The sequence below is a fragment of the Roseovarius spongiae genome (assembly GCF_003651245.1).
GTDB classification, from domain to species: Bacteria; Pseudomonadota; Alphaproteobacteria; order Rhodobacterales; family Rhodobacteraceae; genus Roseovarius; species Roseovarius spongiae.
Map to the genome: position 1 here is coordinate 152,104 of NZ_RAPE01000002.1, position 17,517 is coordinate 169,620.

Annotated in this window: 16 protein-coding genes and 1 tRNA gene; 15 read left to right on the plus strand and 2 right to left on the minus strand. The window is 64.9% G+C overall.

Going from position 1 to position 17,517, the window contains the following annotated elements:
• The first annotated feature begins 24 nt into the window (after positions 1 to 24).
• The 4 genes from D6850_RS07490 to D6850_RS07505 all read left to right on the plus strand — a co-directional run bounded on the left by D6850_RS07490 (position 25) and on the right by D6850_RS07505 (position 3,628).
• Complete coding sequence (locus tag D6850_RS07490; RefSeq protein WP_245964129.1) at positions 25 to 1,209, plus strand: porin; 1,185 nt, start codon at positions 25 to 27, stop codon at positions 1,207 to 1,209.
• Positions 1,210 to 1,306: 97 nt separating this feature from the next.
• Positions 1,307 to 2,134 (plus strand): sulfotransferase domain-containing protein, encoded by an 828-nt coding sequence (locus D6850_RS07495; RefSeq protein ID WP_121165475.1) that lies wholly within the window; start codon positions 1,307 to 1,309, stop codon positions 2,132 to 2,134.
• Positions 2,134 to 3,009 (plus strand): sulfotransferase domain-containing protein, encoded by an 876-nt coding sequence (locus D6850_RS07500; RefSeq protein WP_121165477.1) that lies wholly within the window; start codon positions 2,134 to 2,136, stop codon positions 3,007 to 3,009. Before D6850_RS07495 ends, D6850_RS07500 begins: the two co-directional genes overlap by 1 nt.
• An 82-nt stretch (positions 3,010 to 3,091) precedes the next feature.
• The gene (locus tag D6850_RS07505) at positions 3,092 to 3,628 is read left to right on the plus strand and encodes a hypothetical protein (RefSeq protein ID WP_147438874.1); all 537 of its coding nucleotides are present in this window, start codon (positions 3,092 to 3,094) and stop codon (positions 3,626 to 3,628) included.
• Positions 3,629 to 3,640: 12 nt separating this feature from the next.
• Here D6850_RS07505 and D6850_RS07510 read toward each other — a convergent pair whose 3' ends face one another.
• Both D6850_RS07510 and D6850_RS07515 read right to left on the minus strand, forming a co-directional pair.
• Positions 3,641 to 4,522, minus strand: a complete 882-nt coding sequence (locus D6850_RS07510; protein ID WP_121165481.1) for an MBL fold metallo-hydrolase — start codon at positions 4,520 to 4,522, stop codon at positions 3,641 to 3,643.
• 245 nt (positions 4,523 to 4,767) lie between these two features.
• The gene (locus D6850_RS07515) at positions 4,768 to 6,129 is read right to left on the minus strand and encodes a cytochrome P450 (RefSeq protein WP_121165483.1); all 1,362 of its coding nucleotides are present in this window, start codon (positions 6,127 to 6,129) and stop codon (positions 4,768 to 4,770) included.
• A gap of 127 nt (positions 6,130 to 6,256) precedes the next feature.
• On the opposite strand from D6850_RS07515, the gene D6850_RS07520 reads away from it, so the two are divergent.
• From D6850_RS07520 to rpoB, 11 genes are all read left to right on the plus strand, one after another.
• A complete protein-coding gene (locus tag D6850_RS07520; RefSeq protein ID WP_245964130.1) occupies positions 6,257 to 6,883 on the plus strand; it encodes a hypothetical protein in 627 nt (208 codons plus the stop codon).
• 148 nt (positions 6,884 to 7,031) lie between these two features.
• Positions 7,032 to 8,207, plus strand: a complete 1,176-nt coding sequence (gene tuf, locus D6850_RS07525) for an elongation factor Tu (protein WP_121165485.1) — start codon at positions 7,032 to 7,034, stop codon at positions 8,205 to 8,207.
• Positions 8,208 to 8,412: 205 nt separating this feature from the next.
• A tRNA-Trp gene (locus D6850_RS07530) sits at positions 8,413 to 8,488 on the plus strand.
• Between the two features lie 267 nt (positions 8,489 to 8,755).
• Positions 8,756 to 9,484 carry a hypothetical protein gene (locus D6850_RS07535; RefSeq protein WP_121165487.1) on the plus strand — a complete coding sequence of 243 codons (729 nt, stop codon included), beginning with the start codon at positions 8,756 to 8,758 and terminating at the stop codon, positions 9,482 to 9,484.
• Between the two features lie 90 nt (positions 9,485 to 9,574).
• The gene (gene secE / locus D6850_RS07540; protein ID WP_121165489.1) at positions 9,575 to 9,772 is read left to right on the plus strand and encodes a preprotein translocase subunit SecE; all 198 of its coding nucleotides are present in this window, start codon (positions 9,575 to 9,577) and stop codon (positions 9,770 to 9,772) included.
• A gap of 225 nt (positions 9,773 to 9,997) precedes the next feature.
• On the plus strand, positions 9,998 to 10,531 hold the full coding sequence (gene nusG, locus D6850_RS07545) for a transcription termination/antitermination protein NusG (protein WP_121165491.1): 534 nt from the start codon (positions 9,998 to 10,000) through the stop codon (positions 10,529 to 10,531).
• A gap of 152 nt (positions 10,532 to 10,683) precedes the next feature.
• On the plus strand, positions 10,684 to 11,109 hold the full coding sequence (rplK, locus tag D6850_RS07550; RefSeq protein ID WP_121165493.1) for a 50S ribosomal protein L11: 426 nt from the start codon (positions 10,684 to 10,686) through the stop codon (positions 11,107 to 11,109).
• Between the two features lies 1 nt (position 11,110).
• The gene (rplA, locus tag D6850_RS07555; protein WP_121165495.1) at positions 11,111 to 11,812 is read left to right on the plus strand and encodes a 50S ribosomal protein L1; all 702 of its coding nucleotides are present in this window, start codon (positions 11,111 to 11,113) and stop codon (positions 11,810 to 11,812) included.
• Positions 11,813 to 12,087: 275 nt separating this feature from the next.
• Entirely contained in the window at positions 12,088 to 12,606 is a 519-nt protein-coding gene (rplJ, locus tag D6850_RS07560; RefSeq protein WP_121165497.1) for a 50S ribosomal protein L10, read from the plus strand.
• A 72-nt stretch (positions 12,607 to 12,678) separates the two neighbouring features.
• Positions 12,679 to 13,059 carry a 50S ribosomal protein L7/L12 gene (gene rplL, locus D6850_RS07565; RefSeq protein WP_121165499.1) on the plus strand — a complete coding sequence of 127 codons (381 nt, stop codon included), beginning with the start codon at positions 12,679 to 12,681 and terminating at the stop codon, positions 13,057 to 13,059.
• Between the two features lie 235 nt (positions 13,060 to 13,294).
• Positions 13,295 to 17,443, plus strand: coding sequence for a DNA-directed RNA polymerase subunit beta (rpoB, locus tag D6850_RS07570; RefSeq protein ID WP_121165501.1), 4,149 nt, complete (start codon positions 13,295 to 13,297; stop codon positions 17,441 to 17,443).
• The last annotated feature ends 74 nt before the right edge of the window (positions 17,444 to 17,517 follow it).

The window sequence follows — 17,517 nt, forward strand, 5'->3', positions numbered from 1 at the left end:
GTCGATCTATGGAGGCGGCGGATCATGACACACATTCCTGCTTATGAGGAGGGACACACCTTGAAAAAGCATCTGCTTTGCACCAGCGCGATCATCGGTTGCGCAATGGCTGCTCCGGCAACGGCCCAACAATGGGACCTGGCCTGGGGCGGTTTCATGAGCCAGCACGTCGCCTACACCGACCTGAGCGGCACGATGTCCGGCACCGGCGTTGGCCAAGTCGACAACGACGGCATCGGCTTCCACTCGTCCAGCGAAATCATCTTCACACCCTCCGTTACCCTGGATAATGGCCTGACCTTCGGGATCAACATCCAGATGGAAGGTGAGAACGGTGGTGGCGGTGCGGACGGCATCGACGAAACCTACATGTCGATCTCGGGTGACACGCTTGGCCGCATCGACATCGGTTCGGAAAACTCCGCCGGTTACAAATCGATGGTTGCCGCACCTGAAGTGACCTCGATGGCCATCAACTCGCCGTCGGTCTCCGCGTTCATTCCGCTCTCGGCTTCGACCGGTGGCCCGCTCCCCGGCATCTTCCGCGGCGCGATGGTTTCGGCCTACACCGAAGTTGGTCGTAACAACGATACGCAGCGTATCACCTACTACACGCCGTCCTTCAACGGCCTGACCGTCGGTGTGTCCTATGCGCGTAACAACGGCGGCAACGCTGTCAACAACGCCAACAACAACAACGCCGCCAGCGTCAAGGACATCTTTGATATCGGCGTGAACTACAGCCAGACCTTCGGCACCACCAGCGTGAACATCGGCGCACGCTATGGCACCGGTGATGGTCAACTTGTCAACCAAGGCGACCTCGACACTTGGGGTATCGGTGCGCAGATCGGCTTCGGTGATTTCACCGTTGGTGCTCACTATGCTGAAAACGACAACGGCTATGGGAACGGCTTTGGCGACCAGGAAGGCTGGAGCTTTGGTGCAACCTACGACGCACCTGGCCCCTGGGCGTTCGAAGCTCTGACCTTCCAAGGTGAAAGCTCCGGAACCGGTGGTGTTGGTACTGCTGCCGCGCCTGGCGCGAAAGAAGAGTACATCGCCTACCGCATCGGCGCGAGCCGCGACTTGGGCCCGGGCGTTGACTGGGACATCTACGCGATCTGGGCGGAAGCTGACGACAAAACCACGGCAGCGACCGAGATCGAAGGCACCGTCATCGGTACCGCGATCAACCTGAGCTTCTAAGCACAGGTTCCTTCGGGAAAACCGGACGGGGGGGATGTATGTCCCCCCCGTTTTCTTTTATGTGGTCTCAACCCAAAGCGACTATCGGGATTGATTGATGAAACCGAGCATCATCTGGCTGGCCTCCTACCCGAAATCCGGCAACACGTGGGCGCGCATTTTCCTCGCCAACTATCTCGCCAACCCGGACGCGCCGCTGCCGATCAACCAGGCGCACCGGTTCTGCATGGGCGATACCGTGGCGGCGATGTATCGCAAGGTCGCGGGGCGTCCGATCGACCTCAACGACGTGGACCTGACGCTGACGTTGCGCCCGCGCGTGTTGCGCGCGATCGTGGCCAACAACGCCGACGTCAATTTCGTCAAGACCCACAATATCCGCAGCGCGGCGCGCGGCGTGCCGCTGATCCCGGACCAATTCACCCGCTCGGCGGTCTATATCCTGCGCAACCCGCTTGACATGGTGCTGTCCTACGCGCGCCATTACGGCATGACCCCGGAAACGGCGGTCAGTCATATCGCCAACGTGGACAACGCCAACGCCGCCGACGAAAGCAGCGTGGCGCAGTTCCTCGGCACATGGTCCGAACATGTCGAAAGCTGGACGAGCCCGTCGCCCTACCCGGTGCTGGTGCTGCGCTACGAAGACCTGCTGGCCGATCCCGAAACGCATTTTGGGAAGCTGCTCAAGCATATCGGCGTGCCGGTGGATGCGGCGCGGCTGAAGAAAGCCATTGAATTCGCCAGCTTCAAGGAACTGTCCAAGCAGGAAGCGCAGGGCGGATTCGTCGAGAAATCGAAGCAGAGCGAACGCTTCTTCGCCAAGGGCGCGAGCGGGCAGTGGGAGAGCGACCTTGCCCCCGACCTCGTGGCGCGGGTGAAGCGGGCGCATCGCAAGGTCATGAAAAAGCACGGGTATCTCTGATGGAAGACTTACGGCGCATCATCTGGCTGGCCTCCTATCCGAAGTCCGGCAACACCTGGATGCGCAGCCTGCTGGCGCATTACATGATGCCTGCGGGGCAGGCGCCCGACATCAACAACCTGCGCCAGTTCACCACCGGCGACGTGCGGCAGGACTTCTTCGACCGCGCGGCGGGCGGCAGCTTCAGCGCCGGCGACCCAGAGGAATGGCTGAAGGTGCGTCCGCGGGCGCTGCGCCTGATTGCGGCGTCCAAGCCCGACCATCACTTCGTCAAGACCCACTGCCAGGCGATCAAGTTCATGGGCGTCGATCTGATCCCGCCCGAGGTGACGGCGGCGGCGATCTACATCATCCGCAACCCGTTCGACCTCGCCCCGTCCTTCGCGCGGCACCAGAATTGCGACATCGACACCGCGATCGAGCGGATGGCCAACCCCGACACGATCATGGGCACGCCCGCCGGCATCTACGAAGCACTCGGGAGCTGGGACGGCCATGTGGCGAGCTGGACCCGCGCGCCGGGGCTGCCGCGCCATGTCGTGCGCTACGAGGACATGCTCGCGCGGCCGGGCAAGACCTTCAGCGACCTGCTGTCGAAATTCCTGCGGGTGCAGGTGAACAAACCCAAGCTCGCGCGCGCGATCAAGGCCACCAGCTTTGCAAACATGCAAAAGCAGGAACGCGAAAAGGGTTTTGCCGAACGTCCCGAGGGCATGCAGAACTTTTTCGCCAAGGGGCAGGCGGGCGTGTGGCGCGACGACCTCACGCCGGAGCAGGTGGGACGCATCCGGGCGGCCTTTCCCAAAACGATCGAGGAATGGTATCCCGAGATGCTGAAGGACACCGCCGAATTCGCGGCGGGCGCGCAGGCGTGATCGCGCGGGCGCCCCTTGCAATCCGGCGCTTCGCGGGCCTCAATGGCGCGAGCTTTGGGTATTCATGAACAAGGGTGACGCCATGCGACGCGCAGTTCTTTCCACCAGCCTTGCGGTCATGTCCTTCGTGGCGGCCTGCACGGTCACGCAGCCCGCCGGCACCCATGTGCTGAGCGAGGCCCCGGTCACGGGGGGCGGCACGTTCTCGTCTCCGGGCGGGATCAGCGTTGCGCTGGACATTGTGAATATCGGCGGGAAAACAGGCGTTTGCGGCGTCTGGGCCGAAAGCGAAAGCCAGTCGGTGATGACTCGCGGACGCGCGCGCGACGTGGTGGCGACCGGCGCGGTGGTGCTGGACGGGGAGGCGGTCGCGAACGGTCTCACCTTCCTGCGCAAGGTCGCGCCGGCCCCGGACTATGCCGGGCAGACCGGCAATTGCGTCGTCAGCGAACGCGATTGGCGCCCCGGCGACGACAGGCGGCGCGCGACGATCGTGATCCCGCGGCAGGTGGTTTACCGCGACATCGACGGCGACTGGGGCGCGACGGGCGGTTTCGTGGTCTGGTTCCGCCCCGGCGGGCCGGGGGCGCATCCCGCGGACCCGAAGCCCTGGGACTGAGCGCGCGCCGGTTCAGAGCCTGTTGATCGGCACCTTGAGCATCGGCCTGCCGTCCTTGTCCTTCGGCACTTCGCCCGCGCGCATGTTGACCTGCAGGGAGGGAATGATGAGCCGCGGCATGGCAAGCGTGGCGTCGCGTTCGGTGCGAAAGCGCACGAATTCCTCGCGTGTCTTGCCGCCGCCGACATGGATGTTGTGCGCCTTTTCCTCCGCCACGGTGGTTTCCCAGGCGATCTCGCGCCCGTCGGGGCCGTAGTCGTGACAGATGAACAGGCGCATCTCATCGGGCAGGGCCAGCACCTTCTGGATGCTGTCATAGAGCGTCCCGGCGTCCCCGCCCGGAAAATCGGCCCGCGCCGAGCCGCCATCGGGCATGAAGAGCGTATCCCCCACAAAGGCCGCGTCCCCCATCACGTGCACCATGCAGGCGGGCGTGTGTCCCGGCGTGTAGATGGTGAAAACCTGCATGTCGCCGATCATGTAGGTGTCGCCGTCCTCGAACAGCGCGTCGAACTGGCTGCCGTCGCGCTGGAATTCGGTGCCCTCGTTGAACAACTTGCCGAAGGTCTCCTGCACCACGAGGATCTGCGCCCCGACGCCGATCCTGCCGCCGAGCTTCTCCTGGATGTAGGGCGCGGCGCTGAGGTGGTCGGCATGCACATGGGTTTCGATGATCCAGTCGAGCGTGAGCCCCCGCTCCCTTACCTCGGCGATCAGCCCGTCGGCGTGGTCATATGTGATGCGCCCGGCGGCGTAGTCCATGTCGAGCACGCTGTCCACGATGGCGCAATGATCGCTGGCGGGATCCTTCACGATGTAGCTGATGGTGTTGCTGGCCGCGTCGAAATGCGGGGAGACGTCGGGTTTCACCGAAAGGTCGATGGGATAGGACATGGGTATCTCCTCTGGGTGGACTCGTGAGATGCGCGGTAATGTGTAAGCTGGATGGAGGAATCGGAGGGTAACCTCAGAATTATGATCGTGTTCGTGCTATCTTCGCTGCGGCCGGGCTGGGCGCTGACGCGGGGATTCAGGACCATTCGTTCCCTCTTTCAGAGCGACGCGGGCAGATCATGCCCTGTCGGGCGGCATGATAACAGCGATTGCGCCGCGGCGCGACATTCGGGGGCAGGGGGGCGTCATTCGGGCCGCGTCGCCGGTTCGGCCTGCAACCACACGCCGCCTTCGGGGCGTAGCGTGAGGATCATCACGGGTTCGGGATCGCGGCCCGCCACCGGGGTGAAGCGGAAGCGCGACAAGAGCGTCGCCAGCACGATCACCGCCTCCTGCATGGCGAAACTGGCGCCGATGCAGACGCGCGGCCCGTCGCCGAAAGGCAGGTATGTATAGCGCCGGATCGCCTTGCGATCGGCAAAGCGGTCGGGGCGGAACGCGTCCGGATCGTCCCAGAGCTGATGATGCCGGTGCAGCGCGTAGATCGGCAGGATGACTGTATCGCCCGCGCGCACCTCGCGCCCGCAAAGGGTATCGGCCTTGCGCGCGGTGCGCGACACCATCGCCGCGGGCGGATAGAGGCGCAGCGCCTCGTCCGCGATCTGGCGGATGAAGGGCAGGTTCGCCACGTCCTCGCCGGTGGCGGCGCGCCCCTGCAACACCGATTGCGCCTCTGCGCGCGCACGGTCCTGCACGTCGGGGTCGAAGGCGCAGAGATAGAGCGACCACGCCAGGGTGAGCGCGGTCGTCTCGTGCCCGGCGACGATGAAGGTCAGCAGGTTGTCGCACAACTCGGCGGTGTTCATGCTGCGCTTTGTCTCGGGGTCTTCGCCCGCCAGCAGCAGGTCGAGCAGGTCCGGCACGCCCTCGGGACCGCGCGCGCGGCGCGCCTCCACGGCCTCGTCGGCGATGGACTTCATCTGACGCAACGCCGCGCCCGACATGATGCGGCCCGGGCGCGGCACCCAGTCGGGAAAGCCGAGGATGTCGAAGAGCGATATCTTGCCCGCCTCCGCGATATAGGCGTCGATGGCGTTGTGCACGGCGTCCGCGTCGAAACTGCCGTCGCCGGAAAAGGTGACGTCGGCGATCACGTCGAAGGTGGTGCGCACCATGTCGGCGGCGACGTCCACCGCGCGCGGCCCGGCGGCGGCGATGCGCTCGGCGCTGCGGGTGGCGGCGGCGGACATGATCGGCGCGAGGTTCATCACGTTGCGGTGCGAGAACGCCGGCGCTGCCGCGCGCCGCTGCCAGCGCCAATGTGCGCCCTCCGCGATGAAGAGCGATTCGCCGATGGCCGGCTTCAGCAGGTTTTTCGTCACCAGCGACTTGGGGTAGTTCTCGATCTCCTCGAGCAGCACCCGGCGCAGCGCGTCGGGATCCATCACCATGTGCCACCGCTTGCCGGTGCGCCCCGAGACCATCGGCTGCCGGGTGGCGAGTTCGGGAATGATGCTGAGCACGTTGCGCCGCGCGGCGCCGAGGCTCGCCAGAACGCCCATGGGGCGGGTAACGAGGGGGACGTGAACGGGACTATCGCTGCGCATCTGGGGCTCCGGCTCCTGGTGGTCCAGATATAGCCGCCCGCGCCTGCGCGGACAAATCGGGCGGCGCGCATTGCGCGCGCCGCGCCGCTCTTGTATCCGCAGGGAGTCTTTGCTGCGAGGATGTCCCATGACCCGATCCCTGTTCACGCGCCTGTTGGCCCTGTTCGCGCTGCTCGCGGTGCTGGGGGGCTGCACCAACCCGGACGATCTCGACCGCGCGCCGGTCGACCTTGGCGATTTCAAGCTCGGGCATGACGTGGTCGTCGCTCCCAACCTGACCAAGGGGCCGGCTTCGCGCGACGCCAGCAAGGAAGAATGGATCGCGTCGATGAAGGCCGCCATCGACGAGCGGTTCCGCCGCTATGACGGCGACAGGTTCTATCACATCGCGGCGTCGGTCGAGGGCTACGTGCTGGCGGTGCCGGGCGTGCCGGTGGTCGCGTCCCCGAAATCCGCGCTTATCATCAACGTGACCGTCTGGGACGACGCAGCCGGCAAGAAGCTGAACGAAGAGCCCGAGCAGATCACCGTCGTGGAGACGATTTCCGGCAATACGATCCTCGGCTCCGGGCTCACCCAGTCCAAGGAGGTGCAGATGCGCAACCTCAGCCGCAACGCGGCCAAGCTGATCCAGAACTGGATGGTGCGCGAGATGCACGCGAAGAAGTGGTTCGGCGGCCCCACGCCCAAGGCCGTCCGCGCCCGCGCCAGACCCGAAACGGCCCCTGCCGCGACGCCCGAGGAGGACGGCTGAGAGGCATTCGGAAACGCTTGATTTTTGCCGCACGGCGCAATAAACGGCGCGCCAAGCGCCCGGGTGGCGGGGGTGATCCCCGCCCTGCCCAGCACCCGTAGGGTGGGGTCTGTCCCCACCACCCTGACAGAGAAGAGGAGCCAGCACCATGGCAAAGGAAAAGTTCGACCGCAGCAAGCCGCACGTGAACATCGGCACGATCGGTCACGTTGACCACGGCAAGACGACGCTGACGGCGGCGATCACCAAGTATTTCGGCGACTTCCGCGCCTATGACCAGATCGACGGCGCGCCCGAGGAGAAGGCCCGCGGGATCACGATCAGCACCGCGCATGTCGAGTACGAGACCGACAACCGCCACTACGCGCACGTGGACTGCCCCGGCCACGCCGACTACGTGAAGAACATGATCACCGGCGCGGCGCAAATGGACGGCGCGATCCTGGTGGTGAACGCCGCCGACGGCCCGATGCCGCAGACGCGCGAGCACATCCTGCTCGGCCGCCAGGTGGGCATCCCCTACATCGTGGTCTACATGAACAAGGTCGACCAGGTGGATGACGAGGAACTGCTCGAGCTGGTCGAGATGGAGATCCGCGAGCTGCTCAGCTCCTACGAGTTCCCCGGCGACGACGTGCCGGTGATCCGCGGCTCGGCTCTGGCGGCGATGAACGGCGAGACCCCCGAGATCGGCGAGAACTCGATCCGCGCGCTGATGGAAGCGGTGGACGAATACATCCCGACCCCGGCGCGCGCCGTGGATCAGCCGTTCCTGATGCCGGTCGAGGACGTGTTCTCGATCTCGGGCCGCGGCACGGTTGTGACCGGCCGTGTCGAGCGCGGCGTGATCAACGTGGGCGACGAGATCGAGATCGTGGGCATCCGCGACACCAAGAAGACGACCTGCACGGGCGTGGAGATGTTCCGCAAGCTGCTGGACCGTGGTGAAGCGGGCGACAACATCGGCGCGCTGCTGCGCGGCATCGACCGCGACGGCGTGGAGCGCGGGCAGGTGCTGTGCAAGCCGGGTTCGGTGACGCCGCACACGAAGTTCGAGGCCGAAGCCTACATCCTGACCAAGGACGAGGGCGGCCGTCACACGCCGTTCTTCGCCAACTACCGCCCGCAGTTCTACTTCCGCACGACGGACGTGACCGGGACGGTGACGCTGCCCGAGGGCACGGAGATGGTGATGCCGGGCGACAACCTGAAGTTCGAGGTGGAGCTGATCGCGCCGATCGCGATGGAAGACGGCCTGCGCTTCGCCATCCGCGAAGGCGGCCGCACCGTCGGCGCCGGCGTGGTCGCGAAGATCATCGAGTGACATCGCACTAGCGATGTCGCCCGTGTGCGCGGGGTGGCGGTCGTTCGCCAAGGGCAAATGACGAGAGCCCGGTCGGCACCGGGGGCAGAGACAGGACCAGGGCGCCTTTCCATCCGGAAGGCGCCCTTCTTCGTATTCGGGGGCCGATATCTCCAATCGCCCCTTGCGCCGCCGCCCGAGTTGGCTTAATCCCCGAGCCGCGTGAAGGGGTATAGCTCAGTTGGTAGAGCGACGGTCTCCAAAACCGTAGGTCGCGGGTTCGAACCCTGCTGCCCCTGCCACGCCCCGCTGCTTCTTGCTTCAAATACTCTCGCCGAAGCCGCCCCTGACCGGCCGGGGGCGTCATGTGTCGCGATTGACGCAGGACAGCCGCCACGTTTTCGACGAATTTCCGCGCGATTGCCTCGACTTGGACAAGTCTGCCTTAATTTCGCCAGAATCGCGCCGTAGAAATAATGCAATCGGTCCCGGCCTGCGGGCGGACCGGGTGTGCGTGGGGGCGTCACACGGGAAGTTGGGCTGCCATGTCTGGCTTGAATGACATTTTGATGCGGGATGCGGATCGGCGCGCCCTGCGCTTTGGCCTGCAACTCGATCCGCTCGAGTCGCCGGGCATCACGCTCTCGGACGAGGAGGTCGACGCGATCATCGCAGACACGCTCGCCGCGAACCGCAAGGCCGCGGAGGCGGAGGCCGTCGCGCCGCCGCCGCCGGCGCCCGAACGTCGCCGCAGGGCGGACAGCGATGTCACGGACGACGACCTCGCCTGCCTTACGCGGGTCGAGAATTACGCCGGGGCGCCTGTCGAGATACCCGAGGAGGAGGCGCCCGTCGCCAAGGCGCCCCCCCGGACCGAGCGCGTGCGCGCCCGGCGCAGGCTGCGGCGCATCGCGCTCGGGGGGCTTCTGGTCAGCCTGCTCTATTTCTGGCCCTGGTTCGTTCCGCTGGTTCTGCTGGCCCTGTTCTGGCTGGGTCTGGTGGTCTTCATCCTCGCCGGCCATGACGGCGCGTCATCGGCGTGCCTTGGCTTCTACCGTTGGCTCGACGCGCGCTGGCCGCAGCGGGCGGAGCGTCTGCGCGCGACGCTCGATCGCGGCGCGCTGCGGCTCGATGCGATTCTCGACCGGCTGCCGGAACGCTGGACGGCGGGGCTCTACCTGCCGGACTTCAGCCGCGAGAACCTGAACCCCGACGCCTTTGCCGGACGGCCCGATCCGTTCGACCGGCTTTCGGCCGAGCTCCGCGGCCGCAAGGACGACGCGCCCCAGACCCCTTGAATTCGGACGGCGCGGCGCGTATGTCGCGCAGACGGGCAGGGGCCGACGCGGCCCCGTCCGCTCCGAACAGGCATCGAGAGTAGGCAACGCATGGCACGCACCAATCCGCTCCAGTTCATCCAGCAGACCCGCGCCGAGGTCAGCAAGGTTGTCTGGCCCACCCGGCGCGAGGTTTTCCTCACCACGGTCATGGTGTTCATCATGGCGGCGCTCACGGCGGTCTTCTTTGCGCTGGTCGATCTGGGGATCCGCAGCGGTTTGCAGGCCATCCTGGGCTTCTTCGGCTGAACGGCGCGCCGCCGCGGGGCGGGGGACGCCGCCGATACGTCGGAAACTGCGCGCGCCCCCTTGAAACGTCCCGGAATGCGCGGTAAGCGGCTGCTCATCACATGAACAGGGCGCGCGGCGATTCGGGTTGCGCGCCGCTTTTTGTTCAGGGCGCTTTGATCGGGCGCCGGATAAAAGACTGGAATTACCGGCATTTGGCCGGTCGAGACGAGGAATTGGGTCGGCATGGCAAAGCGGTGGTACTCGGTGAGCGTCCTCTCGAACTTCGAGAAGAAGATCGCCGAGCAGATCAGGACATCCGTCGCCGAGCAGGGTCTCGAGGACGATATCGACGAGGTTCTCGTCCCCACCGAAGAGGTGATCGAGGTGCGCCGCGGCAAGAAGGTGACCGCCGAGCGCCGCTTCATGCCGGGCTACGTGCTGGTTCACATGGAGATGTCGGACAAGGGCTATCACCTCATCAACTCGATCAACCGGGTGACCGGCTTCCTCGGGCCGCAGGGCCGTCCCATGCCGATGCGCGACGCCGAGGTTCAGGCGATCCTGGGTCGCGTGCAGGAGGGCGAGGAAAGCCCGCGCACGCTCATCCATTTCGAGGTCGGCGAGAAGGTCAAGGTCAACGACGGCCCGTTCGAGGATTTCGACGGCATGGTCGAGGAAGTGGACGACGACAACCAGCGCCTCAAGGTGTCGGTGTCGATCTTCGGGCGGCAGACGCCGGTCGAACTGGAATACACGCAGGTCACCAAGCAGGCGTGAAGCGCGCGGCCCGGGCTTCGGTCCGGCGTCCGCAGCCCGCGGTCGCGGGCATGATGTGGAAGGCGAGGGGGCCGCGGTGCCCGGACCGGACCACGACAACCGAGTGGCAGAGGGGCGCGCCCCGAAGCCGTTGTTAAGACAGGAGAAGGCCAATGGCCAAGAAACTCGCTGGCACGATGAAGCTCCAGGTGAAAGCCGGGCAAGCCAATCCCAGCCCGCCCGTCGGCCCCGCGCTGGGGCAGCGCGGCATCAACATCATGGAATTCTGCAAGGCGTTCAACGCCAAGACGCAGGACATGGAGCCTGGCGCGCCGTGCCCGACCGTGATCACCTATTACCAGGACAAGTCCTTCGAGATGGAGATCAAGACGCCCCCGGCGGCCTACTATCTCAAGAAGGCGGCCAAGCTGAAATCGGGCGGCAAGACCCCGGGCCGCGAGACCGCCGGCTCGGTCAGCGTCAAGCAGGTCCGCGAGATCGCCGAGGCCAAGTGGAAGGATCTGAACGCAAATGACGTCGAATCCGCGATGAAGATCATCGTCGGTTCCGCGCGCAGCATGGGCATCGAGGTGAAGTAAGATGGCAAAACCCGGAAAACGCATCCGCGCCGCGCGCGAAGCCTTCGACGGCAAGAGCAACCTCAGCGTCGAGGACGCGGTCAAGCTGGTCAAGGCGAACGCCAACGCCAAGTTCGACGAGACCATCGAGATCGCGATGAACCTCGGGGTCGATCCGCGCCACGCCGACCAGATGGTGCGCGGCGTCGTCGGCCTGCCCAACGGCACCGGCAAGACCGTGCGCGTCGCCGTCTTCGCCCGCGGCCCCAAGGCCGAGGAGGCCGAGGCCGCCGGCGCCGACATCGTGGGCGCCGAAGACCTGATGGAGACCATCCAGGGCGGCGAGATCAACTTTGACCGCTGCATCGCCACGCCGGACATGATGCCGATCGTCGGCCGCCTGGGCAAGGTCCTGGGCCCGCGCAACCTGATGCCGAACCCCAAGGTCGGCACCGTGACCATGGATGTGGCGGAGGCCGTGAAGGCGGCCAAGGGCGGCCAGGTGCAGTTCAAGGCCGAGAAGGCCGGCGTCGTCCACGCGGGCGTCGGCAAGGCGTCCTTCGACGAGGCCAAGCTGATCGAGAACGTGCGCGCCTTCATCGACGCGGTGGCCAAGGCCAAGCCGGCCGGCGCCAAGGGATCGTATCTGAAGCGCATCAGCCTGACCTCGACGATGGGGCCGGGCGTGAGCATCGACGTCGCCGACGCCTCCGCAGCAGGCTGAGCGCGGCGATCAAGAGATTTCCGGCGGGCGCCATGTCCGCCGGGGATGGCAGGGCCAGAACACCGGCCCTGTCCTGTCCGAGACGGAGGGTTCCGGGGGCGACGCCCCTTGAATAATTCCTTCCCGAGATGGGGAACGAGATGAGATTTCCGGACGAAGGCGCCGCCTTCGGGTGATCTTCGGCTCGGGACCCTGAAATTGGACCCGAAACGGGCGTGACATCCGTCACACCCTCTACTGAGCCGGGGGGAAACCCCCAAATTTGGAGTGAAACTGTGGATAGAGCCCAGAAAGAGAAAGTGGTCGAGGAACTCGGCCAGATCTTCGAAAGCTCTGGCGTCGTGGTGGTTGCCCACTACACGGGTCTGACAGTTGTGGAGATGCAGGATCTTCGCGCGCGTGCGCGCGAGGCCGATGCATCTGTTCGCGTTGCCAAGAACAAGCTCGCCAAGATCGCCCTCGAGGGCAAGCCGTGCGCAAGCATTGCAGAATACCTCACGGGCATGACCGTTCTGACCTATTCCGAGGATCCCGTGGCCGCGGCCAAGGTGTCCCAGGGGTTTGCCAAGGATAACAACAAGTACCAGATCCTTGGCGGCGCAATGGGTGAGAACGCTCTGGACCAGGCCGGTGTCGAGGCCGTGTCGAAAATGCCCTCGCGCGATGAACTCATCGCGTCGATCGTGGGCTGCATCGGCGCACCTGCTTCGAACATCGCCGGGGCCATCGGCGCGCCTGCAAGCAACATCGCGAGCATCCTTTCGACCATCGAAGAGAAGGCCGAAGCGGCATAAGCAACTGGAACGATCCGGCAAGTGGGTTGAAAACCCGACGTTGGAACACATCTAAACGGAAAGCATGAGAAAATGGCTGATCTGAAAAAGCTGGCAGAAGAGATCGTCAACCTGACGCTGCTCGAAGCACAAGAACTGAAAACCATCCTGAAGGACGAATACGACATCGAGCCCGCCGCAGGCGGCGCGGTGATGATGGCTGGTCCTGCAGGCGACGGCGGCGGCGACGCGGCCGAAGAACAGACCGAATTCGACGTCATCCTGAAATCGGCAGGCGCATCCAAGATCAACGTGATCAAGGAAGTCCGCGCGATCACGGGTCTTGGCCTCAAGGAAGCCAAGGACCTGGTCGAAGCCGGCGGCAAGGCCGTCAAGGAGCAGGTCTCCAAGGACGAAGCCGAAGAGATCAAGGGCAAGCTGGAAGCAGCCGGCGCCGAAGTCGAACTGAAGTAATCGCGGCCCGTCCGCGACACGAAGGTGGCAGGACCCGGCATTTTCCGGGTCCTGCCGAACCCGTCTTGGAGAGACCCCCGGCATGGGCGGGGTTTTTCCCAGGCGAGGTTCGCGATCGGGAGGCCCGTGGTGGGACACGGGCCATGAATGGATCGGAACACGCCGTCTCAAATGGCCGCGCGGCTGGGGCCCGACAGCGCGCGCGACCGGTGAGAAACGAAAGGTGACATGTCACATGGCTCAGACCTTCCTTGGCCAGAAGCGCTTGCGCAAGTATTTCGGCAAAATCCGCGAAGTCCTTGAAATGCCGAACCTCATCGAGGTTCAGAAATCCTCTTACGATCTGTTCCTGAACTCCGGCGACCAGGATACGCCGATGGACGGCGAGGGCATCAAGGGTGTCTTCCAGTCGGTCTTTCCGATCTCGGATTTCAACGAGACCTCCGTCATCGAATTCGTCGATTACGAGCTGGAAAAGCCGAAATACGACGTCGAGGAATGCATGCAGCGCGACATGACCTACAGTGCCCCGCTGAAGGTCACGCTGCGCCTGATCGTGTTCGATATCGACGAGGATACCGGCGCGAAATCGGTGAAGGACATCAAGGAGCAGGACGTCTTCATGGGCGACATGCCGTTGATGACGCCCAACGGCACGTTCATCGTGAACGGCACCGAGCGCGTGATCGTCTCGCAGATGCACCGCTCTCCCGGCGTGTTCTTCGACCATGACAAAGGCAAGACGCACAGCTCAGGCAAGCTGCTCTTCGCCTGCCGGATCATCCCCTATCGCGGGTCGTGGCTCGATTTCGAATTCGACGCCAAGGACATCGTCTTTGCGCGCATCGACCGCCGCCGCAAGCTGCCGGTGACGACGCTTCTCTATGCGCTGGGGATGGACCAGGAAGGCATCATGGATGCCTATTACGATACGGTCACTTACACGCTCAAGAAAAAGGGCAAGACCAATCTCGGCTGGGTCACCAAGTTCTTTCCCGAGCGGGTGCGCGGCACGCGCCCGACCTATGACCTCGTGGACGCCGATACCGGCGAGGTGATCGCCGAGGCCGGCAAGAAGGTCACGCCGCGCGCGGTCAAGAAGCTGATCGACGAGGGCAAGGTGACCGACCTGCTCGTGCCCTACGAGCATATCCTGGGCAAGTTCGCCGCCAAGGATATCATCAACGAGGAAACCGGCGCGATCTATGTCGAAGCGGGCGACGAACTGACGCTTGAATTCGACAAGGACGGCGAGGTGACCGGCGGCTCTCTGCAAGAGCTGCTGGACGCGGGCATCACCGAGATCCCGGTGCTCGACATCGATAACATCAATGTCGGCCCCTACATGCGCAACACGATGGCGATGGACAAGAACATGAACCGCGAAACCGCGCTCATGGACATCTACCGCGTCATGCGCCCCGGCGAGCCGCCCACAGAAGAGGCCGCATCGGCGCTGTTCGACACGCTGTTCTTCGATTCCGAACGTTACGACCTCTCGGCCGTCGGCCGGGTCAAGATGAACATGCGTCTCGCGCTCGACAAGCCGGACACGCAGCGCACGCTGGACCGCGAGGACATCGTCGCCTGCGTCAAGGCGCTGGTTGAGCTGCGCGACGGCAAGGGCGACATCGACGATATCGACCACCTCGGCAACCGCCGGGTGCGCTCGGTCGGCGAGCTGATGGAGAACCAGTACCGCGTCGGCCTTCTGCGGATGGAGCGCGCGATCAAGGAGCGCATGTCCAGCGTCGAGATCGACACGGTCATGCCGCAGGACCTCATCAACGCGAAACCGGCCGCCGCCGCCGTGCGCGAATTCTTCGGCTCGAGCCAGCTTTCGCAGTTCATGGACCAGACCAACCCGCTTTCGGAAGTGACGCACAAGCGCCGCCTCTCGGCGCTCGGGCCGGGCGGTCTGACCCGCGAACGCGCCGGCTTCGAGGTGCGCGACGTGCACCCGACGCATTACGGCCGCATGTGCCCGATCGAGACGCCGGAAGGGCCGAATATCGGTCTCATCAACTCGCTCGCCACATTCGCGCGGGTGAACAAGTACGGCTTCATCGAAACGCCCTACCGCAAGGTGGTGGACGCGCAGGTGACGGACGAAGTGCAATACATGTCCGCGACCGAGGAACAGCGCCACGTCGTCGCGCAGGCCAACGCGACGCTGGACGATGCGGGCAAGTTCACCAACGAGATGGTGAACACCCGCCAGTCGGGCGAATACACGCTCGCGCCGGTCGAGGCCGTGGACCTGATCGACGTCAGCCCGAAACAGCTCGTTTCGGTCGCCGCGTCGCTCATTCCGTTCCTGGAAAACGACGACGCGAACCGCGCGCTGATGGGCTCGAACATGATGCGCCAGGCGCTGCCGCTCCTGCAGGCCGAGGCGCCGCTCGTGGGCACCGGCATCGAGGGCGTCGTCGCCCGCGATTCGGGCGCGGCGATCATGGCGAAACGCGCCGGCGTCATCGACCAGGTCGACGCCCAGCGGATCGTCGTGCGCGCGACCGAGGACATGGAGCCGGGCGATCCGGGCGTGGATATCTACCGCCTGCGCAAGTTCCAGCGAAGCAACCAGAACAGCTGCATCAACCAGCGGCCTCTGGTCAAGGTGGGCGACACCGTGGGCAAGGGCGAGGTGATCGCCGACGGCCCCGCCACCGACATGGGCGAACTGGCCGTGGGCCGGAACGTCACCGTCGCCTTCATGCCGTGGAACGGCTACAACTTCGAGGACTCGATCCTGATCTCGGAACGCATGTCGCGCGACGACGTGTTCACCTCCGTGCATATCGAGGAATTCGAGGTCGCCGCGCGCGACACGAAGCTCGGCCCCGAGGAAATCACCCGCGACATTCCCAACGTGGGCGAAGAGGCGCTTCGCAACCTCGACGAAGCGGGCATCGTCTATATCGGCGCCGACGTGGAGCCGGGCGATATCCTGGTGGGCAAGATCACGCCCAAGGGTGAAAGCCCGATGACGCCGGAGGAAAAGCTCCTCCGCGCCATCTTCGGCGAGAAGGCCAGCGACGTGCGCGACACCAGCTTGCGCGTCAAGCCGGGCGATTTCGGCACGGTGGTCGAGGTCCGCGTGTTCAACCGCCACGGCGTCGAGAAGGACGAGCGCGCGCTCCAGATCGAGCGCGAAGAGGTCGAACGCCTTGCGCGTGACCGCGACGACGAGCTGGCGATCCTGGATCGCAACATCTACGCGCGGCTGCGCTCGATGATCCTCGGCAAGACCGCCGTGAAGGGGCCGAAGGGCGTCAAGGCGAACTCGGAAATCACCGAGGACCTGCTTGAATCGCTCTCCAAGGGCCAGTGGTGGCAACTGGCGCTCAAGGACGAGGCCGACGCACAGATCGTGGAGGCGCTGAACGCGCAATACGAAGCGCAGAAACGCGCACTCGACGCGCGGTTCGAGGACAAGGTCGAGAAGGTCCGCCGCGGCGACGACCTGCCGCCGGGCGTCATGAAGATGGTCAAGGTCTTCATCGCGGTGAAGCGCAAGCTGCAGCCGGGCGACAAGATGGCCGGCCGTCACGGCAACAAGGGCGTGATCTCCAAGGTGGTGCCGATGGAGGACATGCCGTTCCTCGCCGACGGCACGCCGGTCGACTTCTGCCTCAACCCGCTGGGCGTGCCGTCGCGCATGAACGTCGGTCAGATCCTCGAGACGCACATGGGCTGGGCCGCGCGCGGCTTCGGCATCAAGATCGACGAAGCCTTGCAGGACTATCGCCGCAACGGCGATCTCACCCCGGTGAAGGAGGCGATGCGCCTGGCCTATGGCGATGATGTCTACGAAGAGGGCATCGAGGACATGGGCGAGGACCAGCTGATCGAGGCCGCGGGCAACGTGACGAAGGGCGTGCCGATCGCGACGCCGGTCTTTGACGGCGCCAAGGAGGCGGATGTCAACGACGCGCTGGAACGCGCGGGCTTCGACACCTCGGGGCAGTCGATCCTCTATGACGGCCGCACGGGCGAACAGTTCGCGCGCCCCGTCACGGTGGGTATGAAGTACCTGCTGAAGCTGCACCACCTTGTCGACGACAAGATCCACGCGCGCTCGACCGGGCCTTACAGCCTCGTCACCCAGCAGCCGCTGGGCGGCAAGGCGCAGTTCGGCGGCCAGCGCTTCGGCGAGATGGAGGTCTGGGCGCTGGAAGCCTACGGCGCGGCCTACACCTTGCAGGAGATGCTGACCGTGAAGTCGGACGACGTGGCCGGCCGCACCAAGGTCTACGAGAGCATCGTCAAGGGCGAGGACAGCTTCGAGGCCGGCGTGCCGGAATCGTTCAACGTGCTGGTCAAGGAGGTCCGCGGTCTGGGCCTCAACATGGAACTCCTGGATGCGGAGGGGGAAGAATAGGAAAATTCGCCGAATTTTCCGGACCGGGAGCTTTCGCGAGGACTCCCGGTCCGCCCCCAACGCATTGCCTTAAC